Source organism: Paenibacillus sp. FSL R7-0189, from assembly GCF_037969925.1.
GTDB lineage: Bacteria > Bacillota > Bacilli > Paenibacillales > Paenibacillaceae > Paenibacillus_AQ > Paenibacillus_AQ odorifer.
Genome location: NZ_CP150223.1, coordinates 1546556 through 1569661 on the forward strand (window position 1 = coordinate 1546556; position 23106 = coordinate 1569661).

General features: G+C 43.3%; 18 protein-coding genes. 6 read left to right on the forward strand and 12 right to left on the reverse strand.

The features are described from left to right. Window positions 1-42 precede the first annotated feature (42 nt). The 8 genes from MKY63_RS06645 to MKY63_RS06680 form a co-directional block, all read right to left on the reverse strand. Entirely contained in the window at window positions 43-699 is a 657-nt protein-coding gene (locus MKY63_RS06645; protein ID WP_038574107.1) for a SprT family zinc-dependent metalloprotease, read from the reverse strand. Between the two features lie 80 nt (window positions 700-779). Then, complete coding sequence (locus tag MKY63_RS06650) at window positions 780-2153, reverse strand: hypothetical protein (protein WP_076098695.1); 1374 nt, start codon at window positions 2151-2153, stop codon at window positions 780-782. Window positions 2154-2318: 165 nt separating this feature from the next. After that, window positions 2319-4226 carry a flagellin gene (locus MKY63_RS06655; RefSeq protein WP_076105339.1) on the reverse strand — a complete coding sequence of 636 codons (1908 nt, stop codon included), beginning with the start codon at window positions 4224-4226 and terminating at the stop codon, window positions 2319-2321. A gap of 203 nt (window positions 4227-4429) precedes the next feature. Then, window positions 4430-5083 (reverse strand): bacillithiol biosynthesis deacetylase BshB2, encoded by a 654-nt coding sequence (gene bshB2 / locus MKY63_RS06660; protein WP_038574105.1) that lies wholly within the window; start codon window positions 5081-5083, stop codon window positions 4430-4432. A 23-nt stretch (window positions 5084-5106) separates the two neighbouring features. Continuing rightward, window positions 5107-5451, reverse strand: coding sequence for a YojF family protein (locus MKY63_RS06665; protein ID WP_036684865.1), 345 nt, complete (start codon window positions 5449-5451; stop codon window positions 5107-5109). Between the two features lie 233 nt (window positions 5452-5684). Then, on the reverse strand, window positions 5685-7565 hold the full coding sequence (locus MKY63_RS06670; RefSeq protein WP_076098697.1) for a PAS domain S-box protein: 1881 nt from the start codon (window positions 7563-7565) through the stop codon (window positions 5685-5687). A 112-nt stretch (window positions 7566-7677) separates the two neighbouring features. Then, a complete protein-coding gene (locus MKY63_RS06675) occupies window positions 7678-9375 on the reverse strand; it encodes a hypothetical protein (RefSeq protein ID WP_339812141.1) in 1698 nt (565 codons plus the stop codon). A 241-nt stretch (window positions 9376-9616) separates the two neighbouring features. After that, window positions 9617-10066 carry a VOC family protein gene (locus MKY63_RS06680; RefSeq protein ID WP_036684862.1) on the reverse strand — a complete coding sequence of 150 codons (450 nt, stop codon included), beginning with the start codon at window positions 10064-10066 and terminating at the stop codon, window positions 9617-9619. Between the two features lie 96 nt (window positions 10067-10162). Here MKY63_RS06680 and MKY63_RS06685 point away from each other — a divergent pair, with 96 nt between their 5' ends. After that, window positions 10163-11101 carry a YafY family protein gene (locus MKY63_RS06685; RefSeq protein WP_036684860.1) on the forward strand — a complete coding sequence of 313 codons (939 nt, stop codon included), beginning with the start codon at window positions 10163-10165 and terminating at the stop codon, window positions 11099-11101. A gap of 2 nt (window positions 11102-11103) precedes the next feature. Here the strand turns inward: MKY63_RS06685 and MKY63_RS06690 are convergent, their stop codons facing one another. Next, window positions 11104-11778 carry a MarR family transcriptional regulator gene (locus MKY63_RS06690; protein WP_339812145.1) on the reverse strand — a complete coding sequence of 225 codons (675 nt, stop codon included), beginning with the start codon at window positions 11776-11778 and terminating at the stop codon, window positions 11104-11106. A gap of 168 nt (window positions 11779-11946) precedes the next feature. On the opposite strand from MKY63_RS06690, the gene MKY63_RS06695 reads away from it, so the two are divergent. Further along, window positions 11947-12570, forward strand: a complete 624-nt coding sequence (locus MKY63_RS06695) for an NAD(P)H-dependent oxidoreductase (RefSeq protein WP_339812147.1) — start codon at window positions 11947-11949, stop codon at window positions 12568-12570. Between the two features lie 101 nt (window positions 12571-12671). Here the strand turns inward: MKY63_RS06695 and MKY63_RS06700 are convergent, their stop codons facing one another. After that, on the reverse strand, window positions 12672-13514 hold the full coding sequence (locus MKY63_RS06700) for an aldo/keto reductase (protein WP_036684855.1): 843 nt from the start codon (window positions 13512-13514) through the stop codon (window positions 12672-12674). A 223-nt stretch (window positions 13515-13737) separates the two neighbouring features. Here MKY63_RS06700 and MKY63_RS06705 point away from each other — a divergent pair, with 223 nt between their 5' ends. Next, window positions 13738-14727, forward strand: a complete 990-nt coding sequence (locus MKY63_RS06705) for a DUF4003 family protein (RefSeq protein ID WP_339812151.1) — start codon at window positions 13738-13740, stop codon at window positions 14725-14727. A gap of 21 nt (window positions 14728-14748) precedes the next feature. Continuing rightward, window positions 14749-15195, forward strand: coding sequence for a GNAT family N-acetyltransferase (locus MKY63_RS06710; protein ID WP_339812154.1), 447 nt, complete (start codon window positions 14749-14751; stop codon window positions 15193-15195). A 692-nt stretch (window positions 15196-15887) separates the two neighbouring features. Here the strand turns inward: MKY63_RS06710 and MKY63_RS06715 are convergent. Beyond that, window positions 15888-18533, reverse strand: coding sequence for an FtsX-like permease family protein (locus MKY63_RS06715; RefSeq protein WP_339812157.1), 2646 nt, complete (start codon window positions 18531-18533; stop codon window positions 15888-15890). Between the two features lie 13 nt (window positions 18534-18546). Further along, the gene (locus MKY63_RS06720; protein WP_036684849.1) at window positions 18547-19248 is read right to left on the reverse strand and encodes an ABC transporter ATP-binding protein; all 702 of its coding nucleotides are present in this window, start codon (window positions 19246-19248) and stop codon (window positions 18547-18549) included. A 274-nt stretch (window positions 19249-19522) separates the two neighbouring features. Between MKY63_RS06720 and MKY63_RS06725 the strand changes: the two genes are divergently transcribed. Then, complete coding sequence (locus MKY63_RS06725; RefSeq protein ID WP_076098706.1) at window positions 19523-21298, forward strand: ABC transporter ATP-binding protein; 1776 nt, start codon at window positions 19523-19525, stop codon at window positions 21296-21298. Next, entirely contained in the window at window positions 21285-23060 is a 1776-nt protein-coding gene (locus tag MKY63_RS06730) for an ABC transporter ATP-binding protein (RefSeq protein WP_036684845.1), read from the forward strand. Before MKY63_RS06725 ends, MKY63_RS06730 begins: the two co-directional genes overlap by 14 nt. Window positions 23061-23106: the final 46 nt, after the last annotated feature.

The window sequence follows — 23106 nt, forward strand, 5'->3', positions numbered from 1 at the left end:
CCCGGCAACCATTACTCTAGTTGCACTGGAATACCCTTTTTTTCATAACGTCATAGCCCGTCCATATCTTGCTAAATATTCTTCCTTCTCCTTATAATCCGGCATTAGGCTTCCAACCCGTCGCCAAAAGGAGCGATCATGGTTCATATGCAGCAAATGACATAACTCATGGATGATCACATAATCGATAACCTCCACGGGAGCCATGGCCAGACGATAGTTAAAGGTTAGCTTTTTATCGGAACTGCAGCTTCCCCATTTGGTCCTGGACTCTACAATTTCGATACTCTTAGGTTTTACTCTAAGCTGCGTCTGGTACCTAGTGATCCGCTCTCCTATAAGCTTCTTGCAGCTAGAGAAATAGAACTTTTTCAGCTTTAACTGAAGTTGTTCTTCACTTAGCTCCGCTGTCTCTATAAGCTCATGCAGAGAATAATATTTGCCTAGATACAGGAACTTTCCTTCATCTTCGTACGCTCTGATCATCTTTGGCGTTTCACGAGCCGCTTCGAGACTTTGCAGCTTCTCCACAATCATTTTGCCATTACGCTCAACCACACTTTTAATCGTCTCTTCAGATGTTTTCTTAGGTACCTTGAGTGTTATGCGCCCTGACGAATCTATATGAATGGAGATTTTTTTCCCGTTTCCATATTGAACATTAAACTCGATCACCTGATTGTCGTAATCAATCTTCATACCCACCATCGTTTCTATAAGATTATTCGCAATAAAAAAGAAGAACGCACCTAGGCGTTCTCCTATTTTAACACGATTCCTCAATACACCGGATATCCCGCTACAAACATTGCCAAGTAAAGTATACTACCCACAACAGATATAACAGTAAGTGCAACATCCTTCGGCTTTTCATTAGTAAGCGCAACGGCTGCAAAAGCTAGCGGAAAGGCAACAAGCAAATAACGCGGGGCTGACAGCAGCCAGGTAGCTCCCACTACGAAAGCAAAATACACGATAAAATAAGCAGTATAGGATGGCCGTAGTTTTCTTGCTCCCATAAACATGATAATTAGTGCTGAGAATATAGCGATTAAATTGGGCAGCCACATGCCGAGAAAAGAACGGCTATCTCCACTTTTAAAGGTGCCCACCGCATATTCCATCTGATATCTTACGGTATCGAAAAAGAGATAGAACTTCTGTGACCAATGCTCCCTCTGGTAAATACTGAACTGAAAAGCATTTCCCGTAACATAGTAGTTGATGTAAAGATAAGCCAGCAAACCCATCGAAATGATAGCAAGACAACCAATGGCGGTGGTCAGCTTATGTATAAACGCTTTTTTATCTAGTAATTTATAATTCCCTATAAGTTCCCGTGCAAATTCAATCGCAACCGGTACAATCAACAGCACCCCTGGAGAACGCGTATACGCTGCGAGTGCACCGCATAAACATCCGATGAGCCATTCTTTTTTTCTCACAAAATATAAACACAACAGCGATAAGGCCAGAAATAGAGATTCGGTCATTGGGATGAAGAAAAAGAACGCAGCCGGAAATATAAAAATATACTTCACTACTCGCATAGCACTCTTTCGATGCATGTCTAGTGCGGCAAGCTCATAGGCGACCAAGGCAGCAACAAGCGAGCAAATATTAGAAACGATGAATCCAGCTACGAGATAATTCCCTACGAATACTTGAACTACTTTAATTAGATTTGGAAAAAAAGGAAAAAAAACAATATGGTATTTCGGATCTCCCTCCGTCACATACCAATTCTCCGCGATGCCCAAATAATGTGAAGCGTCGATCCCCGATATATGCCAGGTCTCAGCTATTTTGTTAAACAAACCACCGGAATAGCCATTCTGTATGATCAAAAATATATACCCGATAATCATAAGCAAGACCCTACTAGCCACTACCCAGCCGATAATATATAGCCAAGCCTGCTTTCTGTCCCGTGTTTTATTTTCCAAAGTTACTTCAGGCGCTGGATTTGTCAGAACAAAATCTGTCAAAACAGGTATAGTACGGAGTCCCAATAATATAAAAAGTACGAAACAGGCCACGGAAGCAAGGGTACCCATCATAGTCCAACTAGTGGTCGAGTTTACCCAGAAAATAGCCGTCACCATCATAATGAACATGAAGATGAAGGAAATGATTTTGTCGTGCTTTTTCATTTGAACCTCCAGAGATAAATTCTTACAATAATCTAGTTAAAAAAGGAAAATATTACGCATAGAAATATAATAGTCTCTGGAAATTTTTTTGTAAATCATTTCTTAGATCATCATAGATTCTAAAAAAAGCCTATGCACTGAAATGCATAGACTGTATGTATAGCACTATTTTAACAACTCTAACACGCCTTGAGGCTGTTGATTAGCTTGAGCCAACATGGCTTGTGATGCTTGAGATAAGACATTGTATTTGGTAAGCTTCATCATTTCCTTTGCCATATCTGCATCTCTTATTCTTGATTCAGCTGCTGTTAAGTTCACTTCGTAATTGGTTAGGTTATTATGGATATGTTCTAATGCATTTTGATACGCGCCGTACATTGAACGCTTGGATGAAACGGTATTTATAGCTTTGTCTATTTTCGAAATCGCTAATTCGGCACCTTGTCTAGTTGAAAGATCTATATCCGCAATTCCCAGAGCAGTAGTTCTAGCATCTGTTAATTTAACAGCGAAGTTATCCCCAGAGTTTGCTCCCACCTGAAGATTTACTGTTTTGTAATCATATGTGGTACCAGGGTTTGATCCGTAAGATACATTGAAATTGGTTATTCCAGTTGTAGTTGAAAAAGTGTAACTTCCGTCATCATTACTAATAATGTTATTTAATCTATCCGTAGAGCCCCCACCATTTAGATTAACATTAGCCAATTCATTTCCCTGTGGATCAAAAATGGAAAGACGATAATTATTATCTACTATTCCTCCAACGATGTAATTCCCATCTTTCATTTCTGTAATGCTAGTAAGTTGACTGGAGTTGGAAGTTTCATTTGATATATTCTTCTCCCACAATACGTTTCCACTACTGTCTAGTTTATAGATTAATCCACTAGTTTTAGTAGAGTCGTTATAAGAACCAACAATTATGGCCCCTCCATCACTGGTTGCGACGGCGCGGTAACCTTCATCATCCCCAGCAGCACCGACTCGTGTGTCCCATAACGGATTTAAGTTACTATCATATTTCACAACCCAGCTTGACTTATCGGTATAAGAACTGTTTAGTTTGAGACTTGATGAACCAATAGCCAAATAACCGCCGTCAGCAGTTTCAATAATAGAATTAAATTCTTCGCTTCCATAGCCAACAGGATTGGATTGTGAAGAACCCGCTATCGAGGTGGATTGTTGCACACCACTACTATTAAATTTAGCCATAAGGCCATCCCAATTTTGAATACCGGAACCCGTCCCTGCCACAATAAAGGAACCGTCACTAGTCTCAATTACTTCATTCCCCATAATGGAGTAGACGCCAGATACCCCTGTACTCCACTGCTCATTCAAATTCCCATCCCATTTGATTATATTTATTCTTTGATCGGAAACTGCCCCTGCTGAGAAATCATTTCCTAATAAAATATAACCACCATCACTAGATTCCTTAATACTATACACATCCATATTAGGAATTGCTTGTGACCAAACCAGATTACCCATACTATCTAATTTGAAAGGATTATTACCGGGAATTCTTATTCCGACATAACCTCCATCCGAAGTCTTAGATAAATCTCTGGCAGGTATGTTAGCTGTCCAATTCGTACTTATATTGCCCTGTACTGGCGTAATATTCGTGTTTACTTCAAGGTCATTATTCAATAAATGAATCCCATTAAATTGAGTGTTATTAGCAATATCATTTATCCCAAGCTTTATCTGCTCAACTTCTTTTTGAATCAATGTTCGGTCAAAATTTGTTAAGGTATCACTTGAAGCCTGTATTGCAAGCTCCCGTAGTCTTAGCAGATTAGGATCTTGTATAGTTCCAAGTCCACTCTCAGCAGTCTGAATTAGTGAAATACCATCCTGTGTATTCCTTGCTGCCTGAGACAATCCACGAATCTGTGCTCTCATTTTCTCAGAAATTGCCAATCCTGCAGCATCATCTGCCGCTATATTTATCCGAAGTCCAGAAGATAACCTCTCTTGTGAACTTGTAATAGATTTATTATTTTTATTTAATCTGTTCAAACTATTTAAAGACGTGATGTTGTGACCGATTCGCATTTAATCACCTTTCAATTGTTAGTATCTTCTATATCGGATAGTCCTTAGTAATTTTTTAGGTCAAATTACCCGTGTCTTAAGGCCTCGCCTTAAATTCCCACCGTCCCCCGCTGAAAAGTTGAATATTCACATACTAAAACGGCGATCTATCACCGGTTAAGCACCGACAACAGATCACCGCTAAAATTCTGACTAGATCATTATCATTCAAACGGATAAATCCAGAAATGCTCTGTTCCAAACCGAGCTTGGATCTCTTTATCATTTAAAGGTTTGCTGCCCAACAGCTCAGCAGCTTGGAATTGGGAACGATGCGCCTGAATGGACGCCATCTTGTGCTTGAGGAAATCTCTCACATCATTGATAACCTTTGGCTCCCCAATCTCTACAATATTATTAGCAAAAGCTATACAGTGAACAGGAGGTCTTTCTTCCTTCGGCAATCTTGCAACGGTTCGGATCACTGCAGCTCCAGTAGCATCGTGATCAGGATGAACGCTGTACCCTGGATAGAAAGTGATGATTAGCGAAGGTTTAAGCTCTTTCAAGAGCGCATCAATCTGCCCATCGAGCAAGACTTGATCTTCGAATTCTATCGTCTTGTCGTGAAAACCAAGCATTCTTAAATCCTGTATGCCAATAGCCTCGCAGGATTCCTCCAGCTCCTTCTTACGTATTTCCGGGAGGGTTACCCGATTCGCAAAGGGCGGGATGCCCATATTTCGGCCCATTTCTCCAAGCGTTAGGCATGCGTAGGTAACTTGGGTCCCATTTTGTATATGTTTGGCAAGGGTTCCTGATATACCGAAGGCCTCATCATCCGGATGTGGCAAAATAACAAGAATATGTTTTTCCACAGAACTCTTCATCTCCTCTTCCATTAGAACGGCTCTCGGCTTAATTGTAACGATACGATCAGTTTGCCTTGAGCATCATGTCCAGCCATAATCAATCTGCCTGTCTCACTCTCTTCATAGTGAGTTAGCCCTTCCGAATAAACCCAGCCCTGCGACATTTTTAAGCCGACCCGATAAGGACCGTTGCCGGAAATCGAACCATGGGAATATCGAATAATAGCATTGGTAATAAAAGTAGCGGCTGGATGCTTCGAACTATCTAAATGGGCAGCGTAGGCTCCCGTTGTCATCTCAAGATGGATATATAGATCCTGATCTTTAAGCAGGTCGATCCTATCTTGTACTTCCGATTGATTGATTAGCTGCAATGTTGCGCCTCCGTCTCTGACTGAATATATACATACAAAAAATAAGATCCATACCTTATAGAAGGACGGATCTGTTATATGATAAGCGGGTCCGTATTTCTTTTCAAAGTATAACGTGCAATGCTATGTAATTCAATGGATAGAGCGATCCCCTCCAAGTGTAACAGTAATGGACTGGCTTTTTACTGTTCACCTGAAGGGGATAATATCACTAAGAGGTTATGCAGTTTATATTAGATCACAAACTGATCTAACATCTTTACGATGACTTCACGCTTTACAGGCTTGCTGATATACTCGTCCATCCCGGCAGCTAGACAATTTTCGCGGTCACCCTTCAAAGCATTAGCCGTGACCGCGATGATGGGCGGACATTTCTCTTGATGCTCATCTCTTAACATCTTCATAGCCTCTATGCCGTTCATAATGGGCATGTGAAGATCCAATAAAATAAGATCAAAGGGTTCTTTCCGTGCTGCTTCAACCGCATCTATGCCGTTTGTTACGGCGATAACGCTGTGACCCATTTTTTCGAGTATTTTGGTCAGTACTAGCGCATTGATAGTGTTGTCTTCAGCAAGTAAAATTCTTGCTTCACGTGCGGTATGAAGCTTGTTAATGTTAGCCTCTTGGCGAGGGATTACCACTGATTTCTTGGGCTTGATTGTGAAGGTAACCGACGTACCGCTCTTGCCGTCACTCTCCGCATAGATCTCACCACCCATCATTTCGACAATTCTGCGGCTGATGGCAAGGCCAAGCCCCGTACCTTCATGTCTCCGCATCATAAAGCTATCCACCTGCTCAAACGGTTCAAAAATATCAGTAAGTCGATCAGGATCAATTCCAATGCCAGTATCGGTTACCGTAAAGGCAAGCAGGGAGGGATCTTCCTTTACAAGCCTAACTTTTACCGATATGCTGCCCGCCGGTGTGAATTTCACAGCATTGCCTAGCAGGTTCAAGAACACCTGCTTCAAGCGTTCCTCGTCACCGTAAATAAATTCCGGAACGTCATGATTTATGATGCTGGTGAGCTCCAGATTTTTTTGTTCAGCTTTTATTGCGATAACAGAAAAGCTGTCCTTGAGGCAAGTTCGCAGATCGAATGTATCCTCTTGCAGCTCGCTACGGCCTGCCTCAATTTTTGAAAGATCAAGGATATCATTGATTATATTGAGCAGGATTCCTCCGCTTTTGCGAATGATTTCTACATATTCACGTTGTTCTTCATTAAGCTCTGTTTCAAGCAGAATATCAGTCATGCCGATCACCCCGTTCATGGGAGTGCGAATTTCATGACTCATCATAGCCAGGAACTCACTTTTAGCTCTATTCGTGGACTCTGCGGCTTCCTTAGCTAGCGACAATTGCCTTTGCTCGGAAATGTCCTTGCATATAAGGTAAAATCCGATATTATGATTGTTCACATAAATGGGTGCAATACTGGTGAGCACTTCAACTACTTCGCTTTCCTTAGTGACAAGCTTATTGATATACTGCTCAACCGTATTATCGTAAAGGGCTCTTTCCAGAATGCGCTGGACATTCTCTTCTCCAATCAGACTTGCAAGCTTCATCCCGATCAACTCGGACTCGATGGCGTAGCCCGTTATCTTTTCAGCCATACTATTGGTGTTAATGATTCGACCATCAAGGTCAAAGGAAATGACGGCGTCATGGTTGTATTTTTTAAGCGACGTATACCGTTCAACAGACTCCTGAAGGCGTTGCTCGGATTCCTTTTGCTTTGTAATGTTAACGATTTGGCAAATGAAATATGCTGGCTGATTCGACTCGTCGCTGAATAAGTGGAGAGTAAGCTGTCCCCAAATATAATCTCCATTTTTTGTGATAAACTGCTTTTCCATCTGCAATCTTGTTTTCTCACCCAAGAGTGCCTTTAAATCATGAAGGTTGCCGAAATCTTCGGGGTGAGAAAGGTCTTCTAACCGCATACCCTCAAACTCTTCAGTGGAATAACCAAAAGTCTGTTCAAAGGCTGGGTTTACGGTCAGAATCAAACCATTTGGCGCTAAAAGGGCAATCCCAAAGGAGGCGTGATTAATCACCTGTTGGTTGAACTGTTCCTGGTTTAGATTTACGCGATGCATAGCGACCTCCATGGATGATGTGATTTTTGCGTGAAAAAATAGACCTTCTAATTAGAAGGTCCTATTTATAGCTTATAGTCTAATTTACCCACTTTGTTGTTAATTGAATCCGTTAATTTAACGGGATCGAATAGAACACTCTGGACCCCTTATTGTTCGTATACCAAATGATTTTGTCCCCACTAATAATAGGACTGCACTCTGATAAGGCAAAATACTTGATCGTTTGGATGTCGCTAGTAGCTTTTCCCGCTCCATCTATAAGAACATATTTCAGGTCAACCGGATGATTCTCTTTATCAAACTCCTGCCACAGCACCATCATTTTGTCGTCTGTAATTTTTACTAGTTTAGGGATGGACGCGATCAGGTTCGTGCCTACATATTTAGCCAAGGTGATGTGATTCACCGAAGTACTGCTCAGGTTGGACTTGGGCAACACACTAAGCATGACATCCCTTTGGTCCGTTTCTAAACCCACCATCTCATAAGATGTATACTCTTTGACTAGTGAATGATCTACCGAATTCATAGCGACTATATAGTTCGCCGAGGACAGCTCAAATCCGCCTATAGAAACACCCGTCGCGTTCGCTCCGATTTTGCCGGGAATATTAAATAAGTCTACTTCGTTATAACTGGCTCCGTCTCCTTTATTCAGAACAATCGAACGGGGATAAGCATCACCATGATCGACTAGAACATGCGCTGCACCATCAAACAATACATATTGGTCAAAAGAGTGACTGACATGATTCTTCTGGAATCTTCCCAGATCATTGGTCACAGTCATGGATTTAGTATTTACGATAATAGTAAGCTGGGATTGATGATTTAATTTATCTTCTGTCGTGTATCTTGTACGTGAGGTGTGAAATACAAGCGTATCTCCAGCCTCAGCCATACTACCGGAGCCTGAATCAAACGGGCTAACGGTATAGCTCTCCCCACCCTTTATGGAGACACTGTCTACTCTATTGAAGCTTTTATCATAACGGACAATACGAATGACTTCTTTGCTATCATTCTCTTCGCGGTTCTCTTGGCCAAAAGCAATATAGTTATACTTCTCCCCACTAAAGAAGCCACCAAACACCGGAAGCTCAAAAGGAATGCTCTTATTGCCTGTTAGTTCGTACTTCTCATTGTACGTTTCAATCGTAAACTCTTTGTTCGCCTCAATAACACTTACAGTCCCATCCTTATTATTCACAAGATAAGAAGAGGCCGTACTTTTCCATCTAGGAAAATAAGAAGATTCCCCGTTACTCTCAACTACAGCCGCCGTCTTTACCCGGTAAGCATGATCTGGGATTTTGGAGAATAACGATATGCGATCAGACTGAACGTCAAATTCAATATCGAACGGGATTTTACCCGCCAAATCTCTCAACTGAAAATAATTGTTATCATCAATATTGTACGCCGTAATAGACTGCAACTGTCCATTGACCAGCACCTTAGAGTTGGAAAGCGTAGCTGCATAATTTTTATTGCGGCTATAATAGTTGCTCGTAGTTTTCTTTTCGGGCGTATAAGCTTGTCCAGTTATGATCTCAATCGCATTGTTCGCTTTATTCCAAGTGATATCAAACTGGCTGCTCGTTCCCGAGAAATACTCTGCCAAATCGCGTAGTCTGAAATAATTGTTATTCGATATGTTGAACCCATTCAGGTTCCGCTGTTCTCCATCAAAATATGTACTGCTCTCTGTTACCTTAGCCTTCACCGTATTGCCCGCAAAGGTTGTAGTGCCGAGCGCTGGTATAACCAGTAATAACATCAGCAATATACTAAAAATCCTCTTCATCCGTCTTTCCTCCATTAGATATATTCATTAGCTATTATATTTATCGGTAATTTGCTGTGCCACCTTAATTTAGAAAGGAACGTCAAAAAGCACAATCTGCATAGTCTCGCGATCTTCGTTCTATCGTTTGGTTGCAGGTAATCCGTCTCTCAAGAAAAAAGCCGGCCAAACTCAGGACAATACCCCTGAAATTTAGTCGGCTGATCTTAAACTTGGTTTGTTTTAGAAGCATGAAGCCTTTTTAATGTAATCTTTCATCAAACATGAGTTGAATTTGAATACCAAAGGGATCCTCAATGATACCGTAGGCTTTACTAAACACATTGCTGGATAACGGAGAAATAATTTTCACGCGCTCGTCTGTGATTAAGCTTTTATAAAAACCTTCAATCCCCTCTAAGTCAGCACTTTGAATACATAATGAAGTGTTATTGCCCACTGTATATTTCTCATTCGTATTCATTGTATCTTCTGCTATCATTATTTTTGTTTTTCCGATTAACAGAACAGAGTGAGTAATATAATCCTTATTTTCATCCGTAAGCTGTATGGAGCTGTCACGCTCTGCAAGTTGTTGATAGGTGACACGTAACAATTCCTCTGCGTTAAAATGTTTTTTGTAAAATTCTATAGCTTCCTTGGCTCTTCCCTTCATCGATAAGAAAATAGCTACTTCTAGTGTTGTACTCATAGTGTAAATCTCCTTCGTATATTTGATATGTGATCTTAAACTTATTATCATATATAAAGGTATCAAAACATGACACCTTAATAAGGAGCTTTTTATATGAAGAAATCAGAACGATTAAATGACATGATGAGATACTTAAACGGGCGAGAGTTTTTTAATCTAAGTAACCTTATGGAGAAATACAATATTTCAAAAAGCACAGCGCTACGTGATGTTACTTCATTAGAACAATTGGGTATGCCTATATTCGCGGAACATGGAAGACACGGACGTTATGGTATTCTAAAAAACAGATTGTTATCCCCTATTATTTTCACGATAGATGAAGTCTATGCGCTGTATTTTGCCATGCTGACGTTAGAATCTTATCAATCTACACCCTTTCATCTAAGTGTTAACAAGCTAAACGAAAAGTTCGAGCACTGTCTATCGAGTACACAAATCAACCAGATTCACAAAATGAAAAAGGTCCTGCAATTCGAAATGTATCAGCATAAGCATGTCAGCCGTTTTTTAGATAAAATCCTAGCAAGTATTCTAAATGAGAGTGCCTGTAACATTGAATATACAAAAGAAAACCAAACAAAAAGCTACCCTGTTCAATTCTTTAGGATTTCCGCTAAGTTTGGTCAATGGTATGCCACTGGAATAGAGCTTGCGACGAATACATATAGAGTTTTTAGATGTGATCGAATAACCTTCATTGAAGAAGAGGAAAGCAAGGCTCGTTATTCTATAGAAGAACTTCTTAGTCGTTCATTAGAAATCTATCAGTCTGCGAAAAGTATTGACTTTGAAGTTGAGATTGCGGAACAAGCAAAGGATATTTTTTATAAAGAACATTATCCTTCTATGGAAATAGAGGTTGGTCCGAAAACAGTCATTAAGGGATTCTATAATCCAGGTGAAGAGGATTTCTTGGCTAATTATTTTATCCGATATGGTCATGCTGTTACATCCGTGAAACCTGAAGCCTTAAAACAAATAATCAAAGATAAGTTAGAGCAACTGGTAAATCACTATCAAAAAATATAAAGCTAATCAAAAGGGGTAAAAAACATAGCTTGGAGAACTGCCTTAGCCTTTTTGAGGTTGCGCGTATCCAGTTGGTTAAGCATGTCTACGATTTGACTCATTTCATCGTTTTCCACTGGCTCAAGAGATGCTCCGGTAGTTAATAGTTCTTTTTCAGCAACAGATTCCGAATGAACCCATGACGCTTCCAAAGTATCCTCGAAGGCTTGGATTATAAATAACAATTCATCTGTGTTATATCTCTGTAGAAACCGGTTTATCCCTTTATTCATCTGCTTATGTAGGGCTAAATGCAAATCGAATATTTCTTTCCCTAGAGATGTTGTAAGAAAAAGCACTTCTTTTTTATTATCGGGGAGAAACTCCGTGCGAATAATTTCCTGTTGCACTAATCTTCTTGTAATTTTGGACACGCTGCCTTTAGGAATTCCGAATTGCTTCGAAATAGTAGTGCCATTCACCGGCTCAAGCTGTCCAATTGCATCTATTACATGCAGCATCATGACTGTGGAGTCTTGGAGGAAATCAATGATAAGGGGATTACTGCAGTTCTGAATCAACCATGCCTTCTCTTCGTCATCCTCCGATTGAAATCGCTTTTGTAATTGGGGAATCTTCTCTATTAATTTTTTTATCAAAATATCCTTATTAGGTAATTTCTCGAAAGAATGCGTCACTGTTACGTCTCCTCGTAAATTCATCTTATGCTCATTTTAACAAGATACAGCTCATAAATAAAGTTTCCTAGAAATAATATTGACAACAAGGAAACTTAAAACGTATTATTGTTTCCACAGTTAATATTTAATTTCTAGGAAACAATAAATCATAAAGAAGGTGTTTATATGAATGTCTTAATTATTTTTGATCATCCCTACGGTGCATCAGCGTCCGAGAATATCCCCCATCAGCGAAGCTATTCCGCAGCTTTATTAGCCTCCGTTATGCGAGGTCTCACCACCAAAGGCCATACGATTGATTTTATCGACCTGCATACCGATGGATTTGATCCGGTCATGTCACGCGAAGAACTCACTGCTTGGCGACAAAAGAAAACCACCGACCCGCAAGTCGCCAATTATCAGCAGCGTCTTATAGCAGCGGATCATATCGTCTTCATTTTTCCTATATGGTGGGAAGCCATGCCCGCTCTTACCAAAGGTTTTCTTGATAAGGTATTCGCAAAAGGCATTGTCTACGAAGAAACTAAACCTGGGCGGCCCTTCAAATGCTTGCTCCCGTATATTAAAGGAGTGTCCCTGCTGACCGTAATGAACACACCCGACTTCTTTTATCGCTGGATTTTTGGCAACCCCATCACCAAAATTCTATTCAGAGGCACCTTCCGCAAAATGGGAATACGGAAAAACCTCCGTTGGTATAATTATGCCGGGATGTCAGATCGCAGCTTAGAAGAGCGGGTGAAGCATCTTGATAAAACTGAACAACGGTTTGCACGACTGGACTAAACTAGACTAGACTAGATCAAATTACTCAAGCGCTGACTGATTCTGAGGCTAGCCTAATATAAAAAAACACGCCAATAACTGGCGTGTTTTAGTTAAATTTATTAAAATTCTTCATACGATGCGGGATCTTGATCAGCTATGCGACCTGTTGGCGAGGTTAATGCGGAAATAACGGTCATCTCAGCTTCCGATAATTGAAAATCAAAAATATTCAGATTATCGCGCTGATGCTCTAGAGAAGAAGCCTTTGGAATGGGAATAGCCCCAAGCTGTATATGCCAACGTAAGATAACTTGCGATATCGATTTATTATGAACCTTACCTATTTCCGCTATTTTCTCATTTTCCAGTACGCTGCTAGCTCGTCCCAATGGACTCCACGATTCAATCACTACCCCATGCTCTTTGTTCCATGCACGTTGCTCTTCCTGATTAAAATGAGGATGCAGCTCAATCTGATTCATGCTCGGCGCTACGCCAGTTTCTTGTATCAAACGCTCGATATGCTCCGGCAAAAAGTTACATACACCGATGGAGCGGATCAAACCTTGCTTCCGTGCCTCGATCATCGCCTGCCAGGCTTCAACATATAAATTCACTCTAGGGTTAGGCCAGTGGATGAGATAGAAATCATAATAATCCAATCCGGCTCTGAATAAAGACTCCTGTATGGTGGCTAATGCTTCTTTATAAGAGTGATGGCGACCTGGCAGCTTGGAAGTAATGAGCAGTTCTTCCCTAGGCACAGAAGTTTGCCGAACAGCCTGGCCTACAGCACCTTCGTTCTCATAATTAAACGCAGTGTCGATCAGACGATAGCCAACATCAATCGCCTTAGTGATGTTTTGTGCTCCCTCAGTACCATTTAACGCGTAAGTACCAAAACCAATAGCAGGCACCTTAACTCCATCGTTCAATATGATTTCAGGTATTCTCTCAGTCATCGTCGCACTTCTCCTTTGTTGTCATTTAAGCCCCTGCCGATCCATCTTATAATTATTATAACATCTTCATAGTAAACTCAATCATTGGGTTACCTGAACAACCTCTAGCTTATTGGTATGCCGCTTTCGTGGGCATCCGATTTATTTTTTATAGTAAAATGAATCTACAGCACTGGATTTTCGTAATGTTATGAATTAAAAGTAGAGATAAGAGGTGTACCCAATGAAGGAGCAATATCCAGCTAGGCTTGAATTGTTCGCAGACAACGCTCAGAGGATCAAAAAAGCTTTTCCATGGCAAAATGCAATGGTTAATCGGTTAGCGGCACTATTGTATGCTGTAGAGGACAAAGTTGCAGATGACGAAGCCATTCGTGCTAGCTACGAGCTAATTAAGGAGAGTACCGGGATTTTCTCTCAATTTAGAGGGGCTTCGGTGATCAGCATTGCTGCCCTGCTTTCACTTTCTGACGAAAAGGAAACTCTGCTTGCAAACACATTTGCCGTGTATGATTTAATGAAGGAAGCCAAATTCAGAGCCTCTGATTATCTCGTCGTTGCTGCCTATCAAATCGCTGCTAATGCAACATCGGATCGATATCAGCGTACGGTAGAACGAGCAAAGCTATTTTACGATAGTATGAAAGCAAAACATCGTTTCCTTACCGGACAAGACGATTATATCTTCTCCGCTATGCTTGGTCTTTCCGATATCGATGTTGAGAGTGGCGTGGACCGCATGGAGCAGCTCTATGTAACACTTAAGCCCGAATTTATGTCAGGCAACAGTGTGCAAGCCCTGACCCAGGTATTGGTTCTTGGGGAAGAAGCCCCTCAAGCAGCGGACCGTGTATTGGCATTAAGAGATGCATTTCTTGCACAGGGTATCCGGCTAGACAAGGAATATACCCTCTCCTCGCTGGGCGTGTTATCCCTGCTCCCTTGCAACAAGGAGGACATCGTTACTGATGTCTCAGAGACTTACGAATTTTTGCGTACAAAAAAGGGCTTCGGTAACTGGTCTATTGGCAAGCAGGAATTACTGCTCTTGTCTTCTGCACTGGTAGCCTTCAGATCTGTGGAGGATGTACAAAACGGCGTATTAACTACGATGCTCTCCACCAACATTACCAATATTGTGATTGCTCAGCAGGCGGCTCTTGCCGGGGCAGCGGCTGCGTCAGCTGCGGCTGCAGCTTCTTCTTCGAATTAGATTGAATCGTGAGGGAGAGACATGGACTCCATAAAAAGATTCACAACTAGAAATGAAGAATTGTTAAACCTTCTACTTAATATTTGGGAATCATCCGTGCGGCATACTCATCTTTTTCTAACCGAGCAGGATATTGATGCTTTGCGGCCACTGGTCACGCAGGCGCTTGAGGGCATAAGTGATTTGTTGGCTTTTTCAGATGATCAGGAGCAGTTGCTTGGCTTCATAGGGGTTCAGAATAATAAGATAGAAATGCTGTTTGTAGAACCTGCTGCAATGGGAAAAGGCGTTGGAAAAGCACTTGTAGCTTATGTCATACAGGAACTCGACGTACACCTCGTAGATGTGAATGAGCAAAATCCCCAAGCTTTAGGTTTCTATGAGCATATGGGATTTCAGGTTTTTGAGCGTTCAGCACTCGACGAACAAGGTAATCCTTTTCCTATCCTGCACATGTCGCGTAAGTAGCCTTTTCCTATGTAGGAGACAGTTCGATGCATTTTATTATCGTAAAAAAACAACAGAGCAGCGATTCTCAAACGAGAGAATCGCTGCTCTGTGTTTTAGTTGTCTGCAGTTTAGGTTGGCGAAGCTAGGAGCGGATAGGAGTAGATAAGAGGAGCTAGGCGAAGCGGCTTCGAGTATTCGGTTCACCTATAACTAATATCTGCAACTACTTCTACTTCTACTTCCGCATCTACATCTACCTCTACATTTACTTCTACGCCTATATCCTCATGCACATCGCCGAATCATAGTTCCCTGTTGCTTACGGACTCAGGGGGCGCTATTTGCTCATTTGTCGCCTTTGAGGCATAGTTTCGGACTCCAGTGTCGCTATTACATAGAAAGAGCCGCATTTCTGACGTTTTTTATGCCAATAGCTGCTATGGAGTCCGATAACATCCCAAATGGCGGATAATCCGGCGTTTAAGGTCATCTGGGTCCGATAGCGTCGGGCATAGATTCAGATAGCAAACTATATCGTCAGAAATCGTCGGATGGCATCCGATAGCGAACGATAGCGTCGATTCCTAACCATCCCCTGTTCCTTACGGACCCAGATGACGCTATTTGCTCATTTATAGCCTTTGAGGTATAGTTTCGGACTCCAGTGAAGCTATCCATAGAAAAAGCCGCAGCTATGGCGTTTTTAGATGCTATTCCACCGACTTCAAAGCCTCTATCATATGGATTCGTTTGAGCTTAATATGCATGAACGCCATGACAATACCGGAGAACAACAGTGTTAGGAGCGCCGCATAAATATAACTTGGCCACTTGATGATCGGAGCGAACATCGTCGCATCCAGCTCAGCCGTCTTCAGGACGAAGCTATGCAGCACTATGCCGAGACCCGATCCAGCCACAATACCGAGTAGGCTAAGCAGCATATTCTCGCGGTAAATATACATGGTTACTTCCTTGTCGTAGAAACCCAGTACCTTAATGGTTGACAGCTCCCGGATCCGCTCGGACACATTGATATTGGTCAAATTGTAGAGGACGACAAAAGCCAACGCCGCCGCTGAAACAATGAGCACCAAGGTTACAACGTCCATACTCTTCATAGTCTCATCGAAGGCGGAGCCTACACTGCTGGAAAAGCTGATGGCAGCGACGCCCTCATTAGCCGTCAGCTTTTCACCAAATTTATCTTCCCATGTCTTATCATGTGCGGTGTAGTTCAGCAGTTCTGTGTTGAATAGCGGTTTTTCTCCGAACACAGAAGCATAATACGCCGGTGTCATATAAACATAGTGCATTACATAATTCTCTGTAATCGCTGCGACCTCAATCTCGAACGTCTCATTATCTTTGTCCACCACGGTCAATTTATCACCAGACTCCAGCCCATACAGCTTAGCCAGCTTCTCTGAGATAATAGCCCCCTCATCCGTAAGCATCCGCCCTTCTCCACTTTTTCGATCACGCAACTCCACGAAATCGGATAAAGAGTCAACGGAGGTAGGAACGAACAGATGAACCTCTTGATCATTTACACCACTAGCATGTGCGGTCATCCGTTCTTGCGCCACACTCAGCGTCCCAGTTACTGCAGTTTCACCAGCAATTAGTTTTTCGTAGGCTTTTAGCACATCGGCAGACACATCTTCATGCAGTGCCACAAGTGCATCATATTTCATAATCGTGCCGAATTGCGACCCGGCGATGCTGCCAATTGAATCCTTGAGACCAAATCCCGTCAGGATCAGCGCTGTACAGCCAGCCACGCCGAAAACAGTCATGAACATCCGCTGCTTATAGCGGAATAGATTCCGTGCGGTAACCTTTTGGACAAAGCTCAATCGCTTCCATACAAAAGTGATCCGCTCCAGTAAAATACGCTGGCCACTCTTTGGTGCCTTCGGACGCATCAATACGGAAGCATTGCTGCGTAATTCTACCCGTGAAGCAATCCACGCCGTCAACGTAGTACATATTAACGCTACGATAACGGATATGATCGAATACGAAAGATAGAAGTTCTTCGTGATATCCGGTAAATTATAGATTGCACTATACGCATCGTAGATAATACCCGGAAACAGGGTAAAACCAACCGCAAGACCCGCAATTGAAGCCGCCAGACTGGCAAGCGTACCATAGACCAGAAATTTGGCCATAATGTCGCGGTTGCCATAACCAAGTGCTTTCAGTGTCCCGATCTGCAGGCGATGCTCCTCAACCATCCGTGTCATGGTCGTCAAGCTGACCAGCGCAGCAATCAGGAAAAAGAACACAGGAAACGCACTGGCAATCGCCGACAACCGATCAGCGTTATCTTTATATTCGGCATATCCCGGATTAGCGCTTCGGTCAGTAACGTAGACCTTAAGCTGCTCCAGCTCTGCAAGCTTTTGCTCCCCTGCCGCCAATTCCTCCTTGGCAGAAGCAAGTCCGGCAGCAATTGCCTTCATACTTGCAGCCTGTTCCTGCTGCACTTCCTCCGGCTGGCGCTGCAAATCCGCAAGCTGCTGCTCGGCGGCGGCCACCTTTGCGCGGCCACCAGAAAGCTCTTTCTCGCCTTCCGCCCGCAGCTCAGCAAGCCGTGCTTCCGGCACGCCGGACATCGCCTGCTCTACAGCATGGGTATGCTGTTCGATCAGATCTTCATATTCCGGCGAATAAGCCTTCACCCCGGTTGTATCCTTAAAGGACAGATAGACTTCCGTATACACCGGAAGCTTGAAATCTGACTCCGGGATCGCGGCGAACGCATCCGCCGTACCTTTGCCGATCCCACTGGTGCCCCGGGTACTTTGCTCAATAAACTGTGGACTTCTAACAAAGCCAACTACGGTATACTCCAATGTCTCGAAGCTGTTCGACAACTCCGCATCCGTACCGTTTCCACTGAAAGATACCTTGTCACCCAACGCATATTCTTCCGCTAGCTTATCGTCCAGCACGATTTCACCGGAATGCTCCGGTAGATGGCCTTCAATTATACGGTATTGATTAAGTGGTTTATCCGTGTTGTAAGAATTGACTTTAAGTATTAAGGCATTATCACCTATGAATACATCTGCACTATAGCTCGGTTGAATCTCATCGATCCCCTGTACATTTCTGAGTAATCCAATGTTGTCTTCGGTCAGGCCGTAGTTAGTCTGCACCTTCAGATCCATCAAGCGCTGCTCTTTGTAAAAGGTTCCAGCTGTATTCAGCATATCTGGCCCAGTAGCCTTGATTCCGGCAAAAAAGCTGACGCCTAACATAATAATTGCAAAAATCGAAATAAACCGGGCTTTGGTATGCCCAATTTCACGAAAAATATCTTTCCACAATGCTCGCTTTTTCATAGATGCCTTCTCCTTACCATTCAATATCGTCAACGGATACCGGCGAAGGATTGATCACCATCTTCCGTACCTTAGCGTTGTTAATCTCTATAACCCTGTCAGCCATCGGAGCGATCGCCAGATTATGTGTAATTACGATGACCGTTGTCCCGGTGTTACGACAAGTATCCTGCAGCAGCTTCAGCACCTGCTTGCCGGTGTTATAATCAAGCGCCCCTGTCGGCTCGTCGCAGAGCAGCAGCTTCGGCTGTTTAGCCAACGCTCTGGCGATAGCGACACGTTGTTGCTCACCACCGGACAACTGAGCAGGGAAATTATCTAACCGCGCGCCCAGACCCACATCCTCCAGCACCTTACGTGCATCTAGTGCACGCGGGGAAATCTGCGAAGCAAGCTCAACATTTTCCAGTGTGGTCAGATTAGGTACTAGATTATAGAACTGAAATACAAAACCTACGTCATTTCGGCGGTAGCCTGTCAGCTCCTTGGCACTAAACTTGGCGATATCAATGCCATCCACAATGACCTGACCTTCATCGGCGGAATCCATGCCACCCAGAATATTAAGCACCGTAGATTTACCCGCACCACTTGGGCCGACGATCACGGCAAATTCACCTTTTTTTATCTCAAAATCAATCCCGTCATTCGCGACAATTACATTCTCGCCCATCTTGTAACGCTTGTACTCCCCTTTTACAGCAACAAAACTCATTCCTCTTCCTCCTGTCCCTATCCGAACTAAGTCTAATTACTCTACATTGTCTCAGTTTATCATAATTAGAACGCCCAAGCCCGAATGGCAAACCCTCATTACACAAGGTGAAATTCACATCATTAATAAGTTCTTTTTTTTGTAACAATAATGTAACAAGGAAATTTTACCGTAAACGATACTTAGTCATTTGATAATGTTATAATCACTTTGTTTTATTTACTCTTTTCAGGCAAGAGTGAAAGAACAAGAACAATCAGAAACAGGTGATCAGATGTTCGAACTGAAATGGCTATGGCAGAACCTAGAGGGAAACCGGACGCGATATATTCTGGCACTCTGCCTTTCGGTGGTGGGCTCAAGTCTTACAATCGTGAATCCGTACATCAGTCAGCGCATTGTCGATACGTTTATAGCCGGTGACAACGCCCTGCAGAATCTTACACAAGAACGGCAATTATTGATTATGCTCTGTCTGGGCATGATCGGATTTTCTCTACTGCGCACAGGTCTCGCATATTTCACGACCATGCAGTACGAGATATCCTCGCAAAATATGATGTACAATGTCCGCATTTATTTGTACAACAAAATTCAGGGACAGGACAGAAAATACTACGATCATAATCGCACCGGCGATCTCATGACCAAGATGACAGGCGATCTGGACATGGTCCGTCACTCTATGGCCTGGATTTTTAAGACGATCATTGAATCGCTAACGATCTTCCTTGCCGCCGTTATCTATTTTTTCACCATAGATGCGGAACTGACGCTGTGGATGCTTATCCTGTCACCGCCCATTTTTATCGTGGCTTACATATTCGCTAAACGCGTCCGTCCTATGTATATTGACCTGCGTGAACGGCTGTCCCAGCTTAACACGACTACACAGGAGAATATCTCAGGCAACCGTGTGGTCAAGGCTTTTGCCCGTGAGGAATTCGAGGTCGAAAAATTCACAGAGAAGAATGTCAACTATTCTACAGCGAACAAAAAGGCCGCCCTTGTATGGCTTGATTATTTTCCTTATCTGGAATCCTTCGCTCAGGGCTTCAACGTAATCCTTATGTTGGTTGGTGGTTTGTTCCTTATGAACGGCCGGATCACCTTCGGTGAGTTTATGGCCTTCTCTTCGCTTATTTGGGCTATATCCAACCCTATGCGCAACATCGGTATCATTATCAACGACATTCAGCGCTTTTTTGCGAGCTTGTCCAAAATCGTAGATATCTATTATGCCCGGCCAAATATTGTTAATGAGCATACTGTCACTGACAAACGCCGTTATGAAGGCCGTATTGAATTCGATCATGTCCGCTTCAAATATGATAGCGCTATCGTACTGGACGATATTAGCTTTACCGTTGAACCCGGTGAAACTGTAGCAATCATGGGCGCGACAGGATCAGGCAAAACAACAATCATCAACCTCATCCCTCGCTTCTACGATGTAGCTGAAGGGCGCGTACTCGTAGACGGTGTTGATGTTCGGCAGCTGGAGCTTGATGAACTTCGTGGAAATATCGGCATGGCGACCCAAGATGTACTCTTGTTCTCTGATACCATTGATGGAAACATCGCCTATGGCGATCCTGATCTTCCGGAAGAAGATGCAATGGGTTATGCAGAGCTCGCAGCCGCACACGACTTCATTACCAAAATGCCTGAAGGTTATGATACCGTTGTCGGGGAACGCGGAGTCGGACTGTCGGGGGGGCAAAAGCAGCGTATTGCCTTAGCGCGTGCTTTGGCGGTACACCGTCCTATCCTGATTCTCGATGATACGACCTCTGCGGTCGACCTTGAGACGGAGGAGCATATCCAAAAAAGTCTACGTGAACTGGACTATCCTTGTACGAAAATTATTATTGCGCAGCGTGTATCTACTACCTCGCAAGCCGACCGTATTCTCATTCTGGATGGCGGGAAGCTAGTTGAGGAAGGGACACACACTGAACTGCTGGCGAAACGTGGTTACTATTACGAAGTGTTTAAACTGCAGAACGAGGGTATTGGAAGGCAGGTGACCGCAAGTGGCAAGGAATAAATTTGACGTCGATGAAAATCTTGAATCGCCGTTTAATATAAAACACTTCCGGCGTGCGATGGTATATATCAAACGAAAGAAAACCCCAATGATTGTTGCGTTCGTGCTCAGTGCACTTTCAGCAGCCATTTCACTGTCGGCTCCGCTGATCATGCAACATGTCATCGACGTGACCATTCCGGCAAAAGAGAAGCTTGCACTGCTGGGTTGGGCTGCACTGATGCTTGTGACCATCGTGGTCAGCGTTTATCTGGCTACGATACGCTCGCGCATCATGACGAGTGTTGGGCAGGATATTATTTTTGACATCCGAACGGATTTGTTTAAGCATCTGCAAGAATTGCCTTTCAAATATTATGACGACCGTCCACAGGGCAAGATCCTTATCCGGGTCGTAAACTACGTCAACGCCGTTTCAGATGTGTTGTCCAACGGGATTATCAACTTTATTCTAGAAATCGTGAATTTGCTCTTTATCGCAGCCTTCATGTTCGCTGTCGATGTACGACTCTCATTTGTCATCCTTGCCGGACTGCCAGTCTTCCTTGGCATCATGCTGCTGATCAAAACCCGGCAACGCCGGGCATGGCAAGCAGTGTCCAACAAAAGCTCCAACCTGAACGCCTATCTGCAAGAGAGCATTAGCGGTATTGGTGTGACACAAATGTTCTCCCGGGAACAACGTAACGAAGGAATCTTCACACGTCTCGCGGGTAATTTCCGTAAAGAATGGATGAAGGCTCAACGTTACAACTTACTTATTCCGTTCTCTGTAGACAACTTGTCTACGATCGTTACATCATTAATTTTCCTTGTAGGCCTACTAACACTGAGTCCTCAAGACATGACCCTCGGTGTCATTCTGGCGATGAGCAGCTACGCTGCCCGCTTCTGGCAGCCGATTCTGAATCTTTCGAACCTGTACAATAACTTCATCAACGCCGTTGCCTATCTTGAGCGTATCTTCGAAACGCTGGATGAACCGGTTACCGTCAGTGATATCCCGGATGCAAAAACACTGCCATCTGTACAGGGCCATGTCACCTTCGACGATGTAACTTTCGCCTATGACCCGGGGCTTAATATTCTGGAGAATATCTCCTTCAAGGTCAAAGCGGGAGAAAGCATCGCGCTGGTAGGACCCACAGGTGCGGGCAAAACAACCGTCGTCAATCTGATCTCACGCTTTTATAACATTTCCAGTGGTCAGATTCTGATCGACGGCCAGGATATCTCGCAGGTGACGTTAAAATCTCTTCGCAGTCAGATGGGGATTATGTTACAGGATAGCTTCATCTTCTCCGGTACCATTCTGGACAATATTCGGTACGGCCGACTGGATGCGACCGAAGAAGAAGTAATCGCCGCTGCAAAGGCCGTTTGCGCCGACGAATTCATCCGTGAATTCGATCAAGGCTACATGACAGAGGTCAATGAACGTGGCTCCAAGCTGTCTCAAGGACAGCGGCAGCTCATTTCGTTCGCAAGAACACTTTTAGCAGATCCGCGCATTCTCATCTTGGATGAAGCCACTTCTTCCATTGATGCGAAGACTGAGCGCTTATTGCAAAAAGGGCTGAATGAACTGCTTAAGGGACGCACCTCGTTCATTATCGCGCATCGCCTCTCCACCGTAAAAAACTGCGATCGTATTATGTACGTATCTAACAAAGGCATCGCGGAAAGCGGCTCACATGATGAGCTTATCGCACAACGGGGCCTTTATTACCGCCTCTACACAGCACAGAAGATGGAAGCTTAATTGAATAAACACCAAAAGAGCTCAGGCCGATTTGCAGCCTGAGCTT

Excerpts from the sequence above, each read along its gene's own strand:
- MKY63_RS06645 (WP_038574107.1), bottom strand. The coding sequence starts at position 699 with ATGAAGATTGATTACGACAATCAGGTGATCGAGTTTAATGTTCAATAT.
- MKY63_RS06650 (WP_076098695.1), bottom strand. The coding sequence starts at position 2,153 with ATGAAAAAGCACGACAAAATCATTTCCTTCATCTTCATGTTCATTATG.
- MKY63_RS06655 (WP_076105339.1), bottom strand. The coding sequence starts at position 4,226 with ATGCGAATCGGTCACAACATCACGTCTTTAAATAGTTTGAACAGATTA.
- MKY63_RS06670 (WP_076098697.1), bottom strand. The coding sequence starts at position 7,565 with ATGCATCGCGTAAATCTAAACCAGGAACAGTTCAACCAACAGGTGATT.
- MKY63_RS06675 (WP_339812141.1), bottom strand. The coding sequence starts at position 9,375 with ATGAAGAGGATTTTTAGTATATTGCTGATGTTATTACTGGTTATACCA.
- MKY63_RS06680 (WP_036684862.1), bottom strand. The coding sequence starts at position 10,066 with ATGAGTACAACACTAGAAGTAGCTATTTTCTTATCGATGAAGGGAAGA.
- MKY63_RS06685 (WP_036684860.1), top strand. The coding sequence starts at position 10,163 with ATGAAGAAATCAGAACGATTAAATGACATGATGAGATACTTAAACGGG.
- MKY63_RS06695 (WP_339812147.1), top strand. The coding sequence starts at position 11,947 with ATGAATGTCTTAATTATTTTTGATCATCCCTACGGTGCATCAGCGTCC.
- MKY63_RS06700 (WP_036684855.1), bottom strand. The coding sequence starts at position 13,514 with ATGACTGAGAGAATACCTGAAATCATATTGAACGATGGAGTTAAGGTG.
- MKY63_RS06705 (WP_339812151.1), top strand. The coding sequence starts at position 13,738 with ATGAAGGAGCAATATCCAGCTAGGCTTGAATTGTTCGCAGACAACGCT.
- MKY63_RS06710 (WP_339812154.1), top strand. The coding sequence starts at position 14,749 with ATGGACTCCATAAAAAGATTCACAACTAGAAATGAAGAATTGTTAAAC.
- MKY63_RS06715 (WP_339812157.1), bottom strand. The coding sequence starts at position 18,533 with ATGAAAAAGCGAGCATTGTGGAAAGATATTTTTCGTGAAATTGGGCAT.
- MKY63_RS06720 (WP_036684849.1), bottom strand. The coding sequence starts at position 19,248 with ATGAGTTTTGTTGCTGTAAAAGGGGAGTACAAGCGTTACAAGATGGGC.
- MKY63_RS06725 (WP_076098706.1), top strand. The coding sequence starts at position 19,523 with ATGTTCGAACTGAAATGGCTATGGCAGAACCTAGAGGGAAACCGGACG.